We start from the raw sequence: 17,613 nt of genomic DNA, 5'->3' as shown, positions 1-17,613 counted from the left end.
CCCGAAAATCCCGCCTGGACTCTCAGGAGCTCACAATGAAACCGACCCAGACCACCGATACCGTGCAGACCGACGAGCAGGAGAAGCTGCCGCTGGTCATCCGCGCCCTCAACGTCATCGAAGTCGTCGGCAACAAGCTGCCGAACCCCTTCTGGCTGTTCTGGATCCTCGCAGCCATCCTCGCCGTATTCAGCCTCGTCCTCTCCCTCGCCGGCGCGGGAGTCGAAGATCCCGGCACCGGGGACTGGACCCCGGTGAACAACCTCCTCAGCGGCGACGGCATCGCCATGGCCGTGAACACCGCGCTCGACGCCTACGAGACCTTCCCACCACTCATCACGATCATGGTCGTCATCATGGGCGTGGCCCTGGCCGAGCGCACCGGCCTGCTGTCGACGGCGATGAAGGTCTCGATCGCCCGCGTCCCGGCCGGACTCATCGTCTTTACGGTCGCGTTCATGGGCACGGTCTCCCACGTCGCCTCGGCGGCGGCCTATGTCATCCTCGTGCCGCTCGGCGGAATGGTGTTCAAGGCCGTGGGCCGCTCCCCCGTCCTCGGCGTCATCGTCGCGTACACCTCGATCGCCTCCGGCTACGATGCCAGCCCGATCCCGACGCCCAACGATGCGATCTTCGCGGGCATCACGACGGCCGCAGCGAACATCATCGACCCCGACTACATCGTCACCCCGATCGGCAACTGGTACTTCAACATCGCCAGCTCCGTCCTGCTGGCCATCGTCATCACGATCGTCACCGAGCTGGTGCTCATGAAGCGCGACAACCTCGAAGCCGACGAGGATGCCGAACACGAAGACCTCGTCATCACCGACAAGGAGCGCAAGGCCCTGCGCCTGGCCATGTTCGCCGTCATCGCTGCGGTCATCGCCATCGTCGTCCTCGTCGTCCCAGACGGCGCGCCCCTGCGCGGCGACGGGCCCTTCGGCGAGTCGCCGTTCCTCACCGGAATCGCCTTCCTCATCGCCATGCTCTTCGGCATCGGCGGCATCGTCTACGGCTTCCGCGAGGGCACCATCGAGACCTGGTCGGACGTGCCGAAGCTCATGGGTCAGGGGCTCGCCTCGATCTCCGGGGTCCTCGTCCTCTTCTTCGCCATCGCCCAGTTCCTCGAGTACTTCGAGTGGACGAACATCGGCATGCTCGTCTCGGTCTCCGTGTCCGAACTCTTCACCGGCCTCGGCCTGCCGACGTGGGTGGTGTTCATCCTCGTCCTGCTCGTGCTCTCCGTCGTCAACGTGCTCATCACATCCGGTTCGGCGATGTGGGCGATCATGGCCCCGGTCATCGTGCCGCTGCTCATGCTGCTCGAGGTGCCGCCGGAGACCTCACAGGCGATCTTCCGCATCGCCGACTCGGGGTCGACGGCCATCACCCCGATGAGCCCGTACTTCATCCTCGCACTCGGCTTCATGCAGAAGTATCAGAAGAGCGCCGGCATCGGCACGCTCGCCTCGCACACCCTGCCCTTGGCCGTGTGCATGACGATCAGCTGGAGCCTGCTGTTCTTCCTGTGGTGGGGTCTGGGCATTCCGCTCGGTCCCGATGCGCCGGTGCGCTGAGTGCGTCGATCCAGCTGAGTTTTGAAAGTTTTGTTCACGAACGACTTCCCTTCGGATTCCGTCGTCTCGGGCGGGGCCGACGGGGCGTCGCTCGTGGTTCAGATCTCTCCCACGGCTGCCATTGACGCATCGTCTGACCTGGGCCGATGATGAACGCGATGATCCGACAAGACTGCTTGGAACCTGGCCGCACGACCGTTCGCACCCGCGCCCTTGCGAGCCTCGTCGACAAAAGATGTTGACGCTCAAACTTCACCCGCGATACTGTCGGGTAACACCCCGTAGTAACTTACGTCACACGCTGATGCCCACCAAGCCTTCGGTGGTCAAGGAGGATCAATGAAGTTCCGCAATCCCAGCCTCATCCGCAGGCTCGTCTCATCCCATGCCGGTCGCATCGCCATGGTCGCAATTCCCACGGGTGTCGTCTCAGCCATGCTCATGGGCGGGGTGGCCCAGGGCGCGGTGCCGGTCTCGTTCGCCATCTCCGGCACTCAGTTCAAGATTGCCTCGTCGCAGCTCGAGGGAACCGGATTCTCCCAGTACAGCGGAGTCGCCAAGGACGCCGAGGGCGGCGAACACGCCGTCGTCACCGCGAACATCAAGGATGCGACCCTGGAGAACCTCTGCCAGTCTGCCGTCCAGGAGACTCCTCTGGGCAAGGTGGGCATCCTCATCAAGGCCGGCGGAAAGGGCACCCCCGCCTCGGCGAAGGATCTGCAGATCGGCATGACCGGCCTCAAGGGCGACGCGGAATTCAAGAACATCCGCATCGGCGTCGATGCCTCCGACGTCAATACGAAGGCCAAGGGAAGCAAGGGCGACTTCGCCCAGGATTCCGACACCATCTCGATCGAGGACCTCAAGCAGGATTCCTGGTCGACCACGGCCTCGGTCTTCACCCTCAAGGACATGTCGCTGAAGCTCACCGACGGATCTGAGCAGTGCGACTGATGAGGGACTCAGCAGCCAACGGGCAGCCGACCGATGAACGGGGGGCCGCCGAACAGGAGGACACCGTGCAGAAGACGAGCCTGCTTGCGCTGTCCCGGCGGAGTCGACGCGCCAACGAACAGAGCGACCACACCGAATCCGGCGTCGAGACGGCAGAATTCGCCGTCCCGGCGCCGGAGACGGGGGATGCTGACAACAGCGAGGGAGCCGAGATGACCGAAGGCGCCGAGAAGAAGCGCCAGGGGTTCAAGCACTGGCGTCGGCAGCGGCCCTTCATCGGAGGCGTGCTTGCCGTCCTCGGCGGAATCGAGCTCTTCTTCTCCGGTCAGCTGGACCTCGGCAATATGCAGATCCAGTTCGGCATCGAGGGTCTGCAGGCGACGGTGGTTCCGATCGCCATCGTCGTCCTCGCTCTGCTGTCGATCTTCCGTCCCACGCATCATGTGTTCTACGGGATCATCGCTCTCGTCCTCGCAGTCTATTCACTCATCGGAGTGAACCTCGGCGGGTTCATCATCGGCATGCTGCTGTCCACCATCGGCGCGATCCTCATCGTCGCATGGATGGGACCGCGTGGGCCGAAGGAGTCCGAAGCCGCTGAGGGGGAGACTGCATGAGGGCACCCAGCCGCCGCACGGCCTCAATCCTCGCGGCAGCTGTCCTGATCCTCCCGACGACTCTCGGGGCGGGTTCGGTCGCAGCCGCCCACTCGTCACCGCTGTGCTCACTCGTGGGCACCTGCGATGACGAGGATTCCGCAAAGGCCAAGGACTCCGCACCTGCGGGGAGCCTGTCGCCCGGAATGCCGGTGAAGCCCAGTGATCCACCGACGTCGGATCCCTCGCTGCCCGCACCGGGCCCCACGGATGAACCGAGCGAGGAACCGACGGAGGAGCCGTCCGACGAACCTACGGATCCGGGTGGTCTGGGACTCGATGAGCCCAGCGACGACCCGACCGAGGACGAGGATGATGACTCGGAGAAAGAGGGCAATGGTGAGTTCCCGTCCGATGCACAGATGGATGAGAACGCACCGGTCTTCACGAAGACTCCGGCCGCAATGGGTTCGGAAGGACTCTCGTTCAAGGGCCTGAAGGGCATTTCGTTCGTCTCGGTGCCCACCGCTGACGGCGGGTCCATCGTGACTCTGAAGCTGCAGGCCGAAGAGATTTCGATCGAAGGCTTCTCGCTGACGGTGAAGCCGCCGGACGAGGAGTATGGACTGGTGACGACGGCCGATACGATGACGCTGAAGGGCGATGTCACCGTGTACATCGGCTCGATCACCGCCACGACGAAGGACGGAAAGTCGCTCACCCTGGGACCGGAGACGCCGCCGCCCATGGATGACGTCGAACCCGGATTGCTGCGAGTGACGATGGGGCTCGTCGGCTCGACCGCCGATGGGATCTACTACACCAACACCGATCAGAAGCTCAAGAAGGCCGAAGACTGACCCACCATCGCCGAGGTGGTTCCTCCTTCACCGTGAGGAGGAACCACCCGACGGGCCAGGCTCAGACCAGAAAGGCCAGGCCCGAAGGCCGCGGACTCAGTCCGCGGCCTTCGGGCTTTGCTGTCTGCATTCCGGCTTGCTTTCCCGGCCTACCCGACCCCGGCTGGCCAGGAATTCCACGAAGGCACTGGCCAATCGCCTGCCGTTGTCGACGAGTGCTGCGTCGTGAGCCTCGACCTCAGCGATGATCGAGTCCTCGGTCTTGCCGGCCGGCAGGGCCAGGTCATTGCCGTCCAGCCAGCGCGCGATCTGCGCGGCATCGGTCTCCGGGTGGAACTGGGTGCCCCACGCGAATTCGCCGAGGCGGAAAGCCTGGACCGGGGCGTCGGAACCGGTGATCAGGAGTTCGGCTCCGGGCGGCAGCGCCATCTCCTCCTGATGGAAGAGCACGGAGGGCAGCGACTCCCCTTCAGTCTCCCCAGCACCGGTTGAACCACCACCGGCCAGCGCCCCGAACACCGGGTCGGATGCCCCCGCCGAGGTGACACCCAGTTCGTAGATCCCGATCTGCGGGTGCGCCCGCCGCCAGATCGGAGCATCACCTGCGACGGCAAGCATCTCCCCGCCGAGGCAGATGTTGAGGCTAGGGAACTCCCCCGCGATCGACCGGCGAAGCAGATCCCTGACCTCGGGGAACCAGGGATTCTCATCGTCCTCGGTGGGCCCCGCGGATCCGCCGAGGACGATGAGCGCGTGGAACGCACCGAGCTCCGGGATGACCTCGCCGAGGTACGGACGGGCCACGACCACCTCGGCGCCGGCTTCGATCAGCCATTCGCCGAACCTCTGCGGTCCAGTGCCACGTTCGTGTTCGATGGCAAGGATTCTCACGGAAGTCATGGCCCCATCTTCTCACCCTCCGTGCGCCTCTATTCGGCGGTGACGTAAGCCGAGGAGATGCCGCCGTCGACAGTGAAGGTCGAGGCGTTGACGAAGGAGGAGTCGTCGCTGGCGAGGAAGGCCACGGCGGCAGCGATCTCCTCAGGTTCGGCGAAGCGCCCACCGGGGCAGTGGACGAGTCGCCGCTGCGCCTGCACGGGGTCCGAGGCGAAGAGCTCACGCAGCAACGGGGTGTTCACCGGTCCCGGGCACAGTGCGTTGACGCGGATGCCATCCTTCGCGAACTGGACGCCGAGCTCACGGCTCATCGACAGGACTCCGCCTTTCGACGCCGAGTAGGAGATCTGCGAAGTCGCCGCTCCCATGAGCGCGACGAACGACGCCGTATTGATGACCGACCCCGATCCCTGCTTGACCATGTGCTCGAGGGCGTACTTGCTGCAGAGATAGACGGAGGTGAGGTTGACCGTCTGCACCCTCGCCCAAGCCTCGATGTCGGTGGTGAGGATCGAATTGTCGTCGGTCGGGTTGATGCCTGCGTTGTTGAAGGCGACGTCGACGCGTCCGAAGTGCTCGACAGAGCGGGCGAACAGGTTCTTCACCTCCTCCTCATCGGCTACGTTGACTCGCACGAAGAGTCCGCCGAGCTCGTCGGCGACCTCGGGTCCACGCACTTCGTCGAGGTCGCCGATGACGACCTTCGCGCCTTCTTCGGTCAGACGGCGGGCACTGGCGAGTCCGATGCCCGAGGCACCGCCGGTGATGACGCAGATCTTGTCCTTGAGTCGATTTGCCGCAGTGGTCATGATTCTCCTGATGATCGTGGTGATGAGGTGGCAGGTGGATGGGTCAGAGCGCTGGCCGGGTCGCGAAGAAGACGTTCTTGACCTCGGTGAATGCGGACACGGCGTCGGGGCCGAGTTCGCGGCCGAGTCCGGACTGCTTGAATCCGCCGAACGGGGTCGAGTAGCGGACCGAGGAGTGCGAGTTCACCGACAGGTTGCCGGCCTCGACTCCGCGGGAGACCCGCATTGCCCGGTCCAGATCGTTCGTCCAGATTGAGCCGGAGAGTCCGTATTCGGTGTCGTTGGCGATGCGCAGGGCATCCGCTTCGGTATCGAAGGGGACGACGGAGAGAACGGGGCCGAAGATCTCCTCGCGGAAGTCGGCCGTCGCTGTGTCGGGCGGGGTGAGCACTGTCGGCGGAAACCAGAAGCCCGGGCCTTCGGGGGCAGAGCCGGTGAAGGCCACCTCGGCGGCAGCCACATAGCCGGCGACCTTCTCCCGGTGAGCTGCAGTGACCAGCGGACCCATGTCCGTGTCCTCGCGGCTCGGATCCGCACAGGCGAAGGACCCGACGGAGGATTCGAGTGCGGCCATGAAGTCGTCGTAGATCCCGCGCTGGACGAGCAGCCGGGACCGGGAGCAGCAGTCCTGGCCGGAGTTGTCGAAGACGCTTCCGGGGGCGGCGGCCGCGGCGGCCACGACATCGGCGTCGTCGAAGACGATGTTCGCGTTCTTCCCGCCGAGTTCGAGAGTGAGGTTCTTCACCTGCGCTGCACAGCCGGCCATGATCCGCTTGCCCACCTCGGTGGATCCGGTGAAGACGACCTTGCGTACGGCCGGGTGGGTGACGAAGCGCTCCCCGACGACGGATCCCTTGCCGGGGATGATCTGCAGAACACCCTCGGGCAAGCCCGCTTCGAGGGCGAGCTCGCCGATGCGGATCGCGGTCAGCGGCGTGATCTCGGCGGGTTTGAGGACCACGGTGTTCCCGGCTGCCAGGGCAGGGGCGAAGCCCCATCCGGCGATCGGCATCGGGAAGTTCCAGGGGACGATGACACCGACAACGCCGAGCGGTTCGGCGAAGGTGATGTTCACTCCCCCGTCGACGGGGATCTGCCGACCGAAGAGCCTCTCCGGCACCGCTGCGTAGTATTCGAGGACGTCGCGGACGTTGCCGGCTTCCCATCGGGCGTTCCCGATCGTATGTCCGGCGTTGGCCACCTCGAGCCGGGCGAGCTCTTCGTTGGCCGCGTCGACCTTGTCGGCGAAGCGCCGCAGGAGCCGGGCGCGATCGGCGGGGGCGACGGCGCGCCAGGATTCGAAGGCCCGCGCCGCCTTCTCTATCGCCCGGTCCGTCTGTTCGAGGTCGGCGAGTTCGACGTCGGCGATCGTCTCTTCCGTCGCCGGGTTGATGACCGTGTAGGTGCTCACTTCGGTGCTCTCCTTGTTCCTCTGTCTGTCGCGTGTCGTCGTGCCGCTTGAACGAGGGCACGGACGACTCGGTCGTCATCGGGGTCGTGTTCGGGATGCCATTGGACGGCGAAGAGCCATCCTCCGTCAGCCGGGTCTCCTGTCTGATCCACGGCCGGGTCCGGTTCGATGGTCTCGACGAGTCCCTCGGGACTGCGGCCGGTCGCACGCAGACCGGCGCCGAGGCGGTCGATCCCCTGATGGTGATAGCAGGGTGCAGTGGTCGCCTCGCCGAGGATCTCCCTGGCCCGTGACCCTGCTTCCGTGGTCACCGTGACCTCGCCGTAGACGCCGGGGGCCGGCTGATAGTCGGAATGTCCGAGCGACTCCGGCAGATGCTGGATCAAGGTGCCTCCGGCGGCGACGTTGATGACCTGCATCCCGCGGCAGATGCCGAGCACAGGCAGGCGGCGTCGCCGCGCGGCCGCCAGGAGCATCATCTCGCTCGAGTCGCGGAACGGGTGGGACACGGTCGTTTCGTGCGGATCCTGACCGTATTCGGACGATCCGACGTCGGCTCCTCCGGCCAACAGCAGGCCGTCGACACGGTCGAGGGCCGCAGGGGCCTGTCCGTGGGGCGGCAGCAGCACGGGGATCGCCCCGGAAGCGGCGACCATGCGCACATAGTCGCCCGGGATGAGAGCCGCCTCGGTGTCCCAGACTCCCCACTGGGCCTGCTGCATGTAGCAGCTGATGCCGATGACGGGGTCAGAGTCGTTCGAACCCACGGAGCCTCTCCCAGTCGGTGACAGTCGCGTTGTAGGCCTCCAGTTCGATGTCGGCCGCGTGGACGTAGTGGCGGACGACGTAGTCGCCGAACGCGTCCTCGGCGATCTGCGATCCGTCCAACCGGTCGCGGGCACCCTGGAGGGTGGTGGGCAGTCGGGAGGCACCGGCGGTGTAGGCGTTGCCTTCCGTGATCGCGGGCAGTTCGAGGCCTTTCTCGATCCCGTGGAGTCCCGCCGCGATGAGAGCCGCAGTGGCGAGGTACGGGTTGAGATCGGCCCCGCCGACTCGGCATTCCACGCGCAGGGAGGGTCCCGAGCCGACGACGCGGAAGGCGCAGGTGCGGTTGTCGAAGCCCCAGGCGACCGCGGTCGGTGCGAACGAACCTTCGACGAAGCGTTTGTACGAGTTTATGTTCGGGGCGAAGAAGTACGTGAAGTCCTCGATGCAGGCGAGCTGACCGGCGATGAACTGCTCCATGAGGGTCGAGAACCCATGCTCGCGGTCACCGGACATGACCATATCGCCCTCAGCCGAGCGGAAGCTCAGGTGGATATGGCACGAGGAACCCTCCTTCTGGTCGTATTTGGCCATGAAAGTGATCGATTTCCCGTGCTGGGCGGCGATCTCCTTCGCCCCGTTCTTGTACACCGCGTGGTCGTCGCACGCCTTGAGGGCGGGCTGGTAGCGGAACGTGATCTCGTGTTGGCCGAAGTTGCATTCGCCCTTGGCCCCTTCGACGAAGAGCCCGGCCCCGGCCATCGAATTGCGGATGTCGCGCAGCAGAGGTTCGACTCGGGCGGTGCCGAGGAGGGAGTAGTCGACGTTGTACTGGTTCGAGGGCGTAACTTCGGTGTACTTCGAGGCGAAGGCTTCTTCGTAGCTCGAGTCGAAGGTGATGAACTCGAGTTCGGTGCCGACATGGGCGCTCAGCCCATGGTCGGCAAGGCGGGCGAGCTGGCGCTTGAGGATCTGACGTGGGGAGGGCGCCACCTCGGCGCCGGTGGTCGTCAGGAGGTCGCAGTTGACCATCGCACTGCCCGGCTGCCAGGGCAGGAGGCGCAGGGTCGCAAGGTCGGGCTTCATCACCATGTCGCCGTATCCGGTCTCCCAGGAGGAGACCTCGTAGCCGTCGACGGTATCCATGTCGACGTCGACGGCGAGCAGGTAGTTGCAGCATTCGGAGCCGTGGTCCATGACGTCTTCGAGGAAGAACTGGACGCCGAGTCTCTTGCCCTGCAGGCGACCCATGTGATCGGTGATGGCAACGACCACGGTGTCGATCGTGCCCTCGGCGGCGAGTCGGCGGAGTTCGTCGACGGTGAGCGGTTCGGCCTGGATCGACCCTCTGGAGGTCCTCTGCTCCGAGGTGGGCGAGGTGGGTACCGGAATCTCGGTCATGCGGCGTTCCTTTGCTGTGCGGGGTGGTTGAAGGTGGGTCGTGCGGGCTACTTGAGGCCCTTCTCGGCGGCCTCGATCTGTGCAAACTCCTCTTCCGGTGCGCTCGCGACGAGGTGGTGGCGGGAGTAGAACCAGAAGTAGGCGAGCGCGATGAGGAAGACTCCGGCGGCGATGCCGGCGGCGAGGATGTCGACGAAGAAGGTGGCGATGACGGCCACCGATGCGAGTACGAGGGCGATGGAGGTGGTGACGATGCCGCCGGGAGTGCGGTAGCCGCGGGGCAGATCGGGTTCCTTGACGCGCAGGCGGATGTGGGAGAGGTTGAGCAGGACGTAGGAGACCGTGGCACCGAAGACCGCGACGTTGAGGAGGACTCCGCCGTTGCCGTCGACGGCGATCGCGAGGATGAAGCCGATGGTGCCGGGGACGATGAGGGCGAGGACCGGGGTCTTGCGTTTGCCCGTCAGGGACAGCCACTTGGGCAGGTAGCCGGCGCGCGAGAGGGCGAAGAGCTGACGAGAGTAGGCGAAGATGATCGAGAAGAAGCTCGCGATGAGCCCCGCCAGGCCGGCCCAGTTGACGAAGGTCGCAAGGACGGAGTTCTCGCCGTAGATCGTGCGCAGGGCTTCGGGCAGCGGATTGTCCGATTCCCCCATCGCCGAGGCGCCTGCGAGTCCGGGGACGAGGAGGAGCATGAGGGCGCCGAAGACGACGAGCACGGCCATTGCCGTGATGATGCCGCGCGGCATGTCCTTCTTCGGGTTCGCCGATTCCTCGGCGGCCAGCGGGACGCCTTCGACGGCGAGGAAGAACCAGATACCGAAGACGAGCGAGGCGAGCAGGCCGGAGATGCCCATCGGCATGAATGCCGATGACCCGAGGGCGCCGGTGGGTTCGATGTCGAAGAGATTGCTGGCATCGAAGTGGCCGACCGCGGCGACCACGAAGACGATGAGGGCGATGACCGCGACGGCGGTGATGACGAACATCAGCCGCAGGGCCTCACCGACTCCCCATAGGTGGATTCCGATGAAGACCGCGTAGGCGACGAGATAGATCGTCCAGGTAGGCACCGATTCGGGCAGAATGCCGAGCGCCTGGACGTAGCCGGCGATGAAGGTCGAGATCGCGGCCGGAGCCATCGTGTACTCGATGAGGATCGCCATGCCGGTGGCGAATCCGCCCAGCGGGCCGAGCGCTCGGCGGGCGAAGCCGTAGCCTGCACCGGCAGTCGGCAGAGTGGAGGAGAGTTCGGCGAGGCCGAAGACCATGCATACGTACATGAGTCCCATGAGGAGAAAGGCGATGAGCAGGCCGCCCCAGCCGCCTTCGGCCAACCCGAGGTTCCAGCCGGAGAAGTCTCCGGAGATGACGTAGGCGACGCCGAGGCCTGCGAGGAGGATCCAGCCGGCCGCGCCCTTCTTCAACTGTCGCTTCTCGAGGTAGTGCTCATCGACATTGCCGTATTCGATGTTCTTGCTCATGGCTGCCCCTCGGGGTTCTGGTGAGTCTCGATCTCGTCGTGGTCGAACAGTCGCCCAATGGATCGTTACCAGACCATTAGACTGAGACGAATGTAATCTGACTCACAGACGACTGTCAAGGATTTTCCGCGAGAGTGGAAGAATCAACGAAGACGAGTTGAGTTGCGAGACCAGGAGAGGAGGCAGACTTGGACAGAGCAGAAGAGCCGGGCGGCCCAGGGACCGCGGGCAGCCAACCCCGCCCGGGAGGCAAGCATGCGCGCGGCGGAAATGTGTTCGAACATACGATTGCGGAGCTGCTGCGGGCGATCCGTCTCGGCAAGTACCTCGTCGGCGACAAACTGCCGGCCGAGCGCGAACTCGCCGCCCAGATCCGGGTCTCGCGGGCGACCCTGCGGCAGGCGCTCATCGAGCTTCAGACTGCGGGCATCGTCACTTCCCGTCGCGGTCGCTATGGCGGCACCTTTGTGACACGACTGCCGTCCGCCGACACCGATGAGCGCATCGACCCCGGCGAGCTCGATGATGCCGTCCGGTTTCGCTTGGTTCTCGAGACAGCCGCGGCCCGCATCGTCGCCGAGCAAGACCTCTCTCCGAACGAGGTCGCTGCCCTGACCGCAGCGGAGACGGATTGTCGTACGGTGTTCGCCTCCGCCGAACAGTTCCGCGTGCTCGATGCCAGATTCCACCTCATGATCGCCGAACTCACGCACATGCCGTCACTCATCTACGCCTCAGCGAGCACTCGCGATCGGGTCAACGCCCTGCTCGACCGGATCCCCTTCATCCATACGAACGTCGAGCACTCCTGCGATCAGCACCGAGAGATCGTCGACGCCATACTCGCCTCTGACCCTGATCGTGCCGCCGATCTCGCCGCACAGCATGCGGAAGGCACCGAGAAGCTGCTGCGCGGATTCCTCGAACAGAGGTGAGACCAGCGGCGAATGCTCTTGAACCTGACACCGTGTCAGGTGGTGGACTGTCGATGACGACGAGGAGAGCACATGAGGATCGGTGAATTCGCGCAGCTGGGGCAGGTATCGGTGCGCATGCTCCGCCACTATGAGTCGATGGGTCTGTTGGCTCCGGATTCGGTCGAACCGTTCTCCGGACACCGCAGCTACACGGTGGCGCAGCTGCCGCGCCTCAACAGAATCATGGCGCTCAACGCCCTGGGGATCTCGCTGCGGAAGATCGCCGAACTGATAGACGCCGACCTCAGCACGACCGAGCTGACCGGCATGCTCAATCTGCGTCGTCATCAACTGCGAGCCGAGCAGTCGGCTGCAGCCGCGAAGCTGGCCGAAGTCGAATTTCGGCTGGCACTCATCGAAGGGACTGCTATGAACCATCCGGACTGCATCATCAAAGAACTGCCTGCAGAGAGGGTACTCGGACAGACGGTCGTTCTCGGCGAGCCGCCGTTCGACACTTCTGAGATCGGACCGCTGTTCGGCAGTGTTGCCGACCGTCTCGCGGAAGCGGGGATCCGACACGCAGCCGGCGTCGGCATCTACTCCGACGCCGGACACGGGACCGAGGTCACCTGCGGGTATCGCACGGAAACAGCTCAGGATCTTGCGGATCTGCAGGTCACAGAGCTGGAGGCGTGCACTGCGGCGACTCTCATCCACGAGGGGTCGATGAGCCGCATCGGCGCCGGCTGGCAGCACCTTTCCAAGTGGTGCATCAGTCAGGGGTATTCCCTGACCGGCCCGTGCCGCGAGGTCTACCTCGAAACAGGTCACGACACCGCAGACGAATCCGACCAAGCTGGATGGATCGTCGAGCTCCAGCAGCCGATCATCGTGTGACGGTGACGTCCGAGGGAGCGGGGTTCCATTCCCTCATTCAAGGCGAACCGCGTCTGTCGGTTCGTGTACGGATCGACAGTCTCGGTTCGCCTTGAACGACGCTGCGGAACCGCCTCGGCGACGGTGTCCCGGTCAGCGCGACGGCGAAGTCGCCTCCGCGCCTTCGGTCACAGCCTTATCGGCTACAGCCTTGCCGACCACGACCTTCTTCCGCAGGGCGAGGAAGAACAGGACGAGGCTGACGGACAGGGCGATGTGACCGAGGCCGGCGATTCCGGCGATCATGGCGTTCGACTCTTCGCCGAGGACGGTGAGCGAGCCGTGCCAGACCATCATTGACGCGGTGAGGATCACGCCGACGTTGTAGAGCCAGAAGAACCACGAGAACAACTTCGTGCCGGAGAGTCCGAACACCTTGTCGAGGGCGAGGACGATGAGAAGGACGATGAAGCCGAGTGTGAGCAGGTGGGTGTGGACGAGGCCGAGCTGCGTGAACTCGCCGGAGGGGAAGTCGTTGGCCTTGGTGAACTCGCGGTAGAACAGTCCCGAGAGGACGCCGATGATCATGTACGTGAACGCTGCATTGAATATCTTCTTCATGCTTCCACTTCATCAGCACGCGGGCGCGGTTTCCTGACCCACAGGATTGAACTGCATCCCCAACTTTCGATTGATGTTCCATCACACAGGGTCCTGAGGCCCCGAAAATCGGTTCCGGAGCTCGTGATCCCGCTAGCCTGGAGGCATGGCCATGGAGAACTTGCTCGCGAAGATCGACCGCCTCGCCGGCGGCAGGAAAGCCGGAATCGTCGTGCCCTCGGACGGCCTCGCACACCCGAAGACCAAACGCGCCTTCGCGTGGATCACCTGGCTGCTCGTGTTCGAACTCGTGCTCGGCTTCGGAGCCGTGGTCTACGCAGTGCTCATCGCCCGGGCCGGGGAACCGGTGCCGTTCGCCGTGTGGATGCGCACGATCGTCGTCCTCGGCATGACCGTGACCCTCTTCTACTTCTTTTGGCGCGCAACGAAGGGCTTCTACTGGGGATACCAGCGCCTGCGCCTGTTCACGCAGATCTTCCCCGTCATCACCCTCGTCATGGCCGCGATCCCCGGCCTCTACCCGGTCTGGATGATCACCGAGCAGATCGTGTTCAGCCTGGTCATGATCGGCGTCGGCGACTTCCTCACCGGCGACCACCTGCGCGAGGTGTTCCGCAAACCCGAGGACTGAGCGGGCGGCATCCTCCTCGTGCCCGGGCCGGTACCGGAGGCCCATCGGATGAGGCCCCGGACCACGACCACCGAGGCGGCACCCGCCCACCACGTCATCCGACCTCAGCCGGAACTCACCCTGCAACGAGGCGGCGCGCCTCCTCCTGATGCGCAGCGATGAGCGCTTCTTTGTCGAGCGCGTGCCCGTTCGCGCCGATGGCGTGGCCGTCGACGACCCGCCACTGACCGCCGACCATCACGCGATCGGCCTTCTCTGCACCGCAGAGGACGAGTGCGGGGATCGGGTCGTGCGATCCGGAGAAGGCGAGGCCGTCGAGGCGGAACATTGCGAGGTCGGCCTGCTTGCCCACCTCAATGGTGCCGAGATCGTCGCGTCCGAGTGCCGCCGCCGATCCCTTCGTCGCCCAGTCGAGGACGCGGCCGCAGGTGACCGCCTCGGCGCCGTAGCGCAGACGTTGGATGTAGAGCGCCTGCCGGACCTCGCGGATGAGGTTCGAGGCGTCATTCGACGCGGATCCGTCGACACCGAGTCCGACGTTGACTCCGGCGTCCTCGAGTTCGACGGCGCGGGCGATTCCCGAGGCCAGCCGCATGTTCGAAGTCGGGCAGTGGGCGACGGAGACCCCGGCGGCGCCGAGGCGGCCGATCTCCGAATCGTCGAAGTGCACACCGTGCGCCAACCAGGTCCGCTCCCCCAGCCAGCCGACGGATTCGAGGTAGTCGACGGTGCGCAGGCCGAAGGTCTCGCGGCAGAAGTCCTCTTCGTCGATGGTCTCGGCCAGGTGGGTATGGAGGCGGACATCGAGTTCCGCAGCGAGTGCGGCGGATTCGCGCATGAGCTCGGTGGTCACGGAGAACGGGGAGCACGGGGCGAAGCCGATCTGGATCTGAGCGCCGGGCCCACGTTGGTGGTAGGTCTCGACGAGACGGCGGGAATCGTCGAGGATGACCTCCGAGTCCTGGACGGTCTGCTGAGGGGGCAGTCCGCCGTCGTCCTCGCCCAGTGACATCGACCCGCGAGTCAGCATGGCACGCATGCCGAGTCTCCGGACGACGTCGACCTGGATGTCGATGGCCTCGTCCATGCCGGTGGGGAACAGGTAGTGGTGGTCGGCGGCGGTCGTGCATCCGGATTCGAGGAGTTCGGCCATCGCCACGGTCGTGGCGAGTTCGAGCGCGCGCGGGGTCAGCCTGGCCCAGACCGGATAGAGGTTCTGCAGCCATCCGAACAGCGGCAGGTCGGCGACGGGCGCCCATGCACGGGTCAGCGTCTGGTAGAAGTGATGATGGGTATTGATCAGCCCGGGAGTGATGACATGCGCTGAGGCGTCGATGACTTCGAGGGCAGCCGTGTCACCGGCGGTTCCGCCGGCCCCGGATGAAGTGGGTTCGCCACCGGCGGGAACGAGTTCCACGATAGTTCCCGTGGCGGGGTCGATGACGATTCCCCGCGCCGCCCGGTTCGGATCGACACCGACACCGAGGTGGACGGCCAGCGGATCGCGCAGCCACAGTCGCGCGGTCGATGTGTTCCCGGAAGCCGGGGAGTTCCTCGATGCGCGGTCTCCCGTATTGAATGAGCTTCCTGGTGCCGAGAAGCTTCCTGCTGACGGTGTGCCGGTTCCATTGCTGTCGGTCATCGTGTCGCCTTTCCCTCTTGAACCGTGCGCGTCGAGCGCGCACTATTGGTCAGTGGCGACAGAACTGGGGCTGACGCCACCAGCTCAGGTTTTCCGGCGTCTGCTGCTCCGCCGGTCGGTATCCCATCCGGGATCCCCGACTGTACCCACCTATCGGCGAGACGGTACGATGATCCAAAACCATCGAACTGAGCGAACGTTCAGTAGATCGTCGGGGGATGAGTACACGACTGCCGTGAACTCTAGCATGTGCCGCGGGTCACTAAAATGGCTTGCGGCGAAAATGGTATTCCTTTAGAGTTTTGCGATAAGGAAATTTCCTTTCGCATAACGGAATTATGCAACCGATCCCTCGGTCGATCTGATGCCCGCTCGGACGCTACACCGGCCACTGAGGTCGGTCAGTCACAGTGAGGTCTTCGCCCGAGGACGCACTCAATGGAGAGATAGATGTCGGTATCCCATCAGTCACCCAGCAACGACCGCAAGTCCGCGGTCGCGAGCAAGCCGGCCCGTCCGGAGGACGAACGGCTTCCCGTCGGCAGTTCCTTCGCCTACGGTCTGCAGCACGTGCTCACTATGTACGGCGGAATCATCGCCGTTCCCCTCATCATCGGCAATGCCGCCGGTCTCGACGGCAACGGCATCAGCCTCCTCATCGCCTCCTGTCTGTTCATGGGCGGTCTGGCCACGATCCTGCAGTCGGTCGGTGTGCCGTTCTTCGGCTCGCAGCTGCCGCTGGTCCAGGGAGTCTCGTTCGCCGGCGTCGCGACGATGACGTCCATTCTGGCCGGCGGCGACGGCCTGCCTGCGGTCTTCGGATCGGTGCTGGTCGCCTCGGTGATCGGCCTGATCGTCGCCCCGGCCTTCGCACTCATCGTGAAGTTCTTCCCTCCGGTGGTCACCGGCACGGTCATCACCACGATCGGTCTGTCACTCATGCCCGTGGCCGCAGGCTGGGCCATGGGCGGGGATGCCGAGGCCGCCGACTACGGCAGCATGCGCAATATCCTCATCGCCGTGGTCACCTTGGCCATCGTGCTCATCCTCAGCAGGATTCCCGTTGCGGTGATCTCCCGCCTGTCGATTCTGCTGGCCATCGTCATCGGCACCATCGGCTGCCTCATCTTCGGCTGGGCCGATTTCTCCCATGTGCTCGATCGCGGGATCTTCGCGTTCCCCGAGCCGTTCGCCTTCGGTATGCCGACATTCTCGGCCGCGGCAATCATCTCGATGTTCATCGTCATCATCGTCACCTTCGCCGAGACTACGGCGGACATCATCGCCGTCGGAGAGATCGTCGATACGAAGGTCGATTCCAAGCGCATCGCATCGGGCCTGCGCGCTGACATGCTGTCGTCGGCGGTCTCGCCGATCTTCAACTCCTTCACCCAGTCGGCATTTGCGCAGAACGTCGGCCTGGTGGCGATCACCGGCGTGAAGTCGCGCTTCGTCGTCACGGCCGGTGGTGCGATCCTCGTCGTTCTCGGCCTGCTTCCGGTGATGGGCGGGGTCGTTGCGGCGGTCCCGACTCCGGTTCTCGGCGGCGCGGGCATCGTGCTCTTCGGCACGGTCGCCGCGTCGGGCATCCGCACGCTGTCGAAGGTCGAGTACGAGGGCAACCTCAATATGATCATCGTGGCGGTCTCGCTGGCCTTCGGCATCATCCCGGTCGTCGAGCCCGACTTCTACAATGCCTTCCCGGATTGGGTCGGCATCATCCTCCATTCGGGCATCTCCTCGGCCACTCTCATGGCCGTGCTGCTCAACCTCGTCTTCAACCACATCGGAGTGAAGACGAAGGACCGTTCTGATCGGTCGGTCTTCGTGGCCGGCACCGGACGAGTCATCCGCAAGGAAGAGCTGCAGCGACTCATCGACAACGAAGCCATCCTCTATGAAGGCGATACCGTCAAGGACGGCAAGATCGTCGATTGCAACGGAGAAGAGGTTCCGGTCGTCACCGAGGAGCAGCACGAGAAGGTCGTCGACGCCGCCCAGAAGGGTGAGGTTCGCACCCAGGAAGACGTCCGCCGCCTCATCGCCGAGGACGGTAACTGAGGCCAGATACGCCAACTGGACCCGGATACACCGAACGGGCCCCGGCCGCCGTCTGCGAAGGCGCGCGTCCGGGGCCTCGTGCGATTTCGGGCTGCAGTCAGATCG

The 17,613-nt window shown here is 64.7% G+C and carries 16 protein-coding genes; 8 read left to right on the top strand and 8 right to left on the bottom strand.

Features of this window, described 5'->3' with window-relative positions:
- The first annotated feature begins 35 nt into the window (after positions 1 to 35).
- The 4 genes from ACOZ9V_RS00480 to ACOZ9V_RS00465 all read left to right on the top strand — a co-directional run bounded on the left by ACOZ9V_RS00480 (position 36) and on the right by ACOZ9V_RS00465 (position 3,990).
- Complete coding sequence (locus ACOZ9V_RS00480; protein WP_434592672.1) at positions 36 to 1,580, top strand: AbgT family transporter; 1,545 nt, start codon at positions 36 to 38, stop codon at positions 1,578 to 1,580.
- A gap of 339 nt (positions 1,581 to 1,919) precedes the next feature.
- Positions 1,920 to 2,534, top strand: coding sequence for a DUF6230 family protein (locus tag ACOZ9V_RS00475; protein ID WP_181271166.1), 615 nt, complete (start codon positions 1,920 to 1,922; stop codon positions 2,532 to 2,534).
- Positions 2,534 to 3,151, top strand: coding sequence for a DUF6114 domain-containing protein (locus ACOZ9V_RS00470; RefSeq protein WP_181271167.1), 618 nt, complete (start codon positions 2,534 to 2,536; stop codon positions 3,149 to 3,151). Before ACOZ9V_RS00475 ends, ACOZ9V_RS00470 begins: the two co-directional genes overlap by 1 nt.
- Complete coding sequence (locus ACOZ9V_RS00465) at positions 3,148 to 3,990, top strand: hypothetical protein (RefSeq protein ID WP_139909609.1); 843 nt, start codon at positions 3,148 to 3,150, stop codon at positions 3,988 to 3,990. Before ACOZ9V_RS00470 ends, ACOZ9V_RS00465 begins: the two co-directional genes overlap by 4 nt.
- A 96-nt stretch (positions 3,991 to 4,086) precedes the next feature.
- On the opposite strand, the gene ACOZ9V_RS00460 is transcribed toward ACOZ9V_RS00465, so the two are convergent.
- From ACOZ9V_RS00460 to eat, 6 genes are read right to left on the bottom strand one after another with little or no spacing between them, the layout of a single operon-like run.
- A complete protein-coding gene (locus ACOZ9V_RS00460) occupies positions 4,087 to 4,890 on the bottom strand; it encodes a type 1 glutamine amidotransferase (RefSeq protein ID WP_181271168.1) in 804 nt (267 codons plus the stop codon).
- 29 nt (positions 4,891 to 4,919) lie between these two features.
- A complete protein-coding gene (locus tag ACOZ9V_RS00455) occupies positions 4,920 to 5,696 on the bottom strand; it encodes a 3-oxoacyl-ACP reductase (RefSeq protein ID WP_139467685.1) in 777 nt (258 codons plus the stop codon).
- A 43-nt stretch (positions 5,697 to 5,739) separates the two neighbouring features.
- Positions 5,740 to 7,107 (bottom strand): aldehyde dehydrogenase family protein, encoded by a 1,368-nt coding sequence (locus tag ACOZ9V_RS00450; protein WP_181271169.1) that lies wholly within the window; start codon positions 7,105 to 7,107, stop codon positions 5,740 to 5,742.
- Complete coding sequence (locus ACOZ9V_RS00445) at positions 7,104 to 7,874, bottom strand: gamma-glutamyl-gamma-aminobutyrate hydrolase family protein (RefSeq protein WP_181271170.1); 771 nt, start codon at positions 7,872 to 7,874, stop codon at positions 7,104 to 7,106. The genes ACOZ9V_RS00450 and ACOZ9V_RS00445 overlap by 4 nt, the downstream gene beginning before the upstream one ends.
- Positions 7,855 to 9,273, bottom strand: a complete 1,419-nt coding sequence (locus ACOZ9V_RS00440) for a glutamine synthetase family protein (protein ID WP_181271171.1) — start codon at positions 9,271 to 9,273, stop codon at positions 7,855 to 7,857. The genes ACOZ9V_RS00445 and ACOZ9V_RS00440 overlap by 20 nt, the downstream gene beginning before the upstream one ends.
- A 47-nt stretch (positions 9,274 to 9,320) precedes the next feature.
- Positions 9,321 to 10,757: an ethanolamine permease gene (gene eat / locus ACOZ9V_RS00435; RefSeq protein WP_139467681.1), complete on the bottom strand. Its 1,437-nt coding sequence runs from the start codon at positions 10,755 to 10,757 to the stop codon at positions 9,321 to 9,323.
- A gap of 188 nt (positions 10,758 to 10,945) precedes the next feature.
- Between eat and ACOZ9V_RS00430 the strand changes: the two genes are divergently transcribed.
- Entirely contained in the window at positions 10,946 to 11,692 is a 747-nt protein-coding gene (locus ACOZ9V_RS00430; RefSeq protein WP_219922266.1) for a FadR/GntR family transcriptional regulator, read from the top strand.
- Between the two features lie 72 nt (positions 11,693 to 11,764).
- Complete coding sequence (locus tag ACOZ9V_RS00425) at positions 11,765 to 12,574, top strand: MerR family transcriptional regulator (protein WP_139467680.1); 810 nt, start codon at positions 11,765 to 11,767, stop codon at positions 12,572 to 12,574.
- A gap of 132 nt (positions 12,575 to 12,706) precedes the next feature.
- Here the strand turns inward: ACOZ9V_RS00425 and ACOZ9V_RS00420 are convergent, their stop codons facing one another.
- On the bottom strand, positions 12,707 to 13,174 hold the full coding sequence (locus tag ACOZ9V_RS00420) for a DUF2871 domain-containing protein (RefSeq protein WP_181271172.1): 468 nt from the start codon (positions 13,172 to 13,174) through the stop codon (positions 12,707 to 12,709).
- Between the two features lie 145 nt (positions 13,175 to 13,319).
- On the opposite strand from ACOZ9V_RS00420, the gene ACOZ9V_RS00415 reads away from it, so the two are divergent.
- On the top strand, positions 13,320 to 13,805 hold the full coding sequence (locus ACOZ9V_RS00415) for a hypothetical protein (protein ID WP_139467678.1): 486 nt from the start codon (positions 13,320 to 13,322) through the stop codon (positions 13,803 to 13,805).
- A 115-nt stretch (positions 13,806 to 13,920) separates the two neighbouring features.
- Here ACOZ9V_RS00415 and ACOZ9V_RS00410 read toward each other — a convergent pair whose 3' ends face one another.
- The gene (locus ACOZ9V_RS00410; RefSeq protein ID WP_181271173.1) at positions 13,921 to 15,447 is read right to left on the bottom strand and encodes an 8-oxoguanine deaminase; all 1,527 of its coding nucleotides are present in this window, start codon (positions 15,445 to 15,447) and stop codon (positions 13,921 to 13,923) included.
- 450 nt (positions 15,448 to 15,897) lie between these two features.
- Between ACOZ9V_RS00410 and ACOZ9V_RS00405 the strand changes: the two genes are divergently transcribed.
- The gene (locus ACOZ9V_RS00405; protein WP_139467676.1) at positions 15,898 to 17,508 is read left to right on the top strand and encodes a nucleobase:cation symporter-2 family protein; all 1,611 of its coding nucleotides are present in this window, start codon (positions 15,898 to 15,900) and stop codon (positions 17,506 to 17,508) included.
- Positions 17,509 to 17,613 lie beyond the last annotated feature (105 nt).

This window comes from Brevibacterium sp. 1718 (genome assembly GCF_051131255.1).
Classification (GTDB): Bacteria; Actinomycetota; Actinomycetes; order Actinomycetales; family Brevibacteriaceae; genus Brevibacterium; species Brevibacterium sediminis.
This window is presented reverse-complemented; position numbering and strand designations above follow the sequence as displayed.

Bases quoted from the DNA above. Each gene is read 5' to 3' on its own strand.
- ACOZ9V_RS00480 (WP_434592672.1), top strand. From the start codon at position 36: ATGAAACCGACCCAGACCACCGATACCGTGCAGACCGACGAGCAGGAG.
- ACOZ9V_RS00475 (WP_181271166.1), top strand. From the start codon at position 1,920: ATGAAGTTCCGCAATCCCAGCCTCATCCGCAGGCTCGTCTCATCCCAT.
- ACOZ9V_RS00470 (WP_181271167.1), top strand. From the start codon at position 2,534: ATGAGGGACTCAGCAGCCAACGGGCAGCCGACCGATGAACGGGGGGCC.
- ACOZ9V_RS00465 (WP_139909609.1), top strand. From the start codon at position 3,148: ATGAGGGCACCCAGCCGCCGCACGGCCTCAATCCTCGCGGCAGCTGTC.
- ACOZ9V_RS00460 (WP_181271168.1), bottom strand. From the start codon at position 4,890: ATGACTTCCGTGAGAATCCTTGCCATCGAACACGAACGTGGCACTGGA.
- ACOZ9V_RS00455 (WP_139467685.1), bottom strand. From the start codon at position 5,696: ATGACCACTGCGGCAAATCGACTCAAGGACAAGATCTGCGTCATCACC.
- ACOZ9V_RS00440 (WP_181271171.1), bottom strand. From the start codon at position 9,273: ATGACCGAGATTCCGGTACCCACCTCGCCCACCTCGGAGCAGAGGACC.
- eat (WP_139467681.1), bottom strand. From the start codon at position 10,757: ATGAGCAAGAACATCGAATACGGCAATGTCGATGAGCACTACCTCGAG.
- ACOZ9V_RS00425 (WP_139467680.1), top strand. From the start codon at position 11,765: ATGAGGATCGGTGAATTCGCGCAGCTGGGGCAGGTATCGGTGCGCATG.
- ACOZ9V_RS00420 (WP_181271172.1), bottom strand. From the start codon at position 13,174: ATGAAGAAGATATTCAATGCAGCGTTCACGTACATGATCATCGGCGTC.
- ACOZ9V_RS00415 (WP_139467678.1), top strand. From the start codon at position 13,320: ATGGCCATGGAGAACTTGCTCGCGAAGATCGACCGCCTCGCCGGCGGC.
- ACOZ9V_RS00410 (WP_181271173.1), bottom strand. From the start codon at position 15,447: ATGACCGACAGCAATGGAACCGGCACACCGTCAGCAGGAAGCTTCTCG.
- ACOZ9V_RS00405 (WP_139467676.1), top strand. From the start codon at position 15,898: ATGTCGGTATCCCATCAGTCACCCAGCAACGACCGCAAGTCCGCGGTC.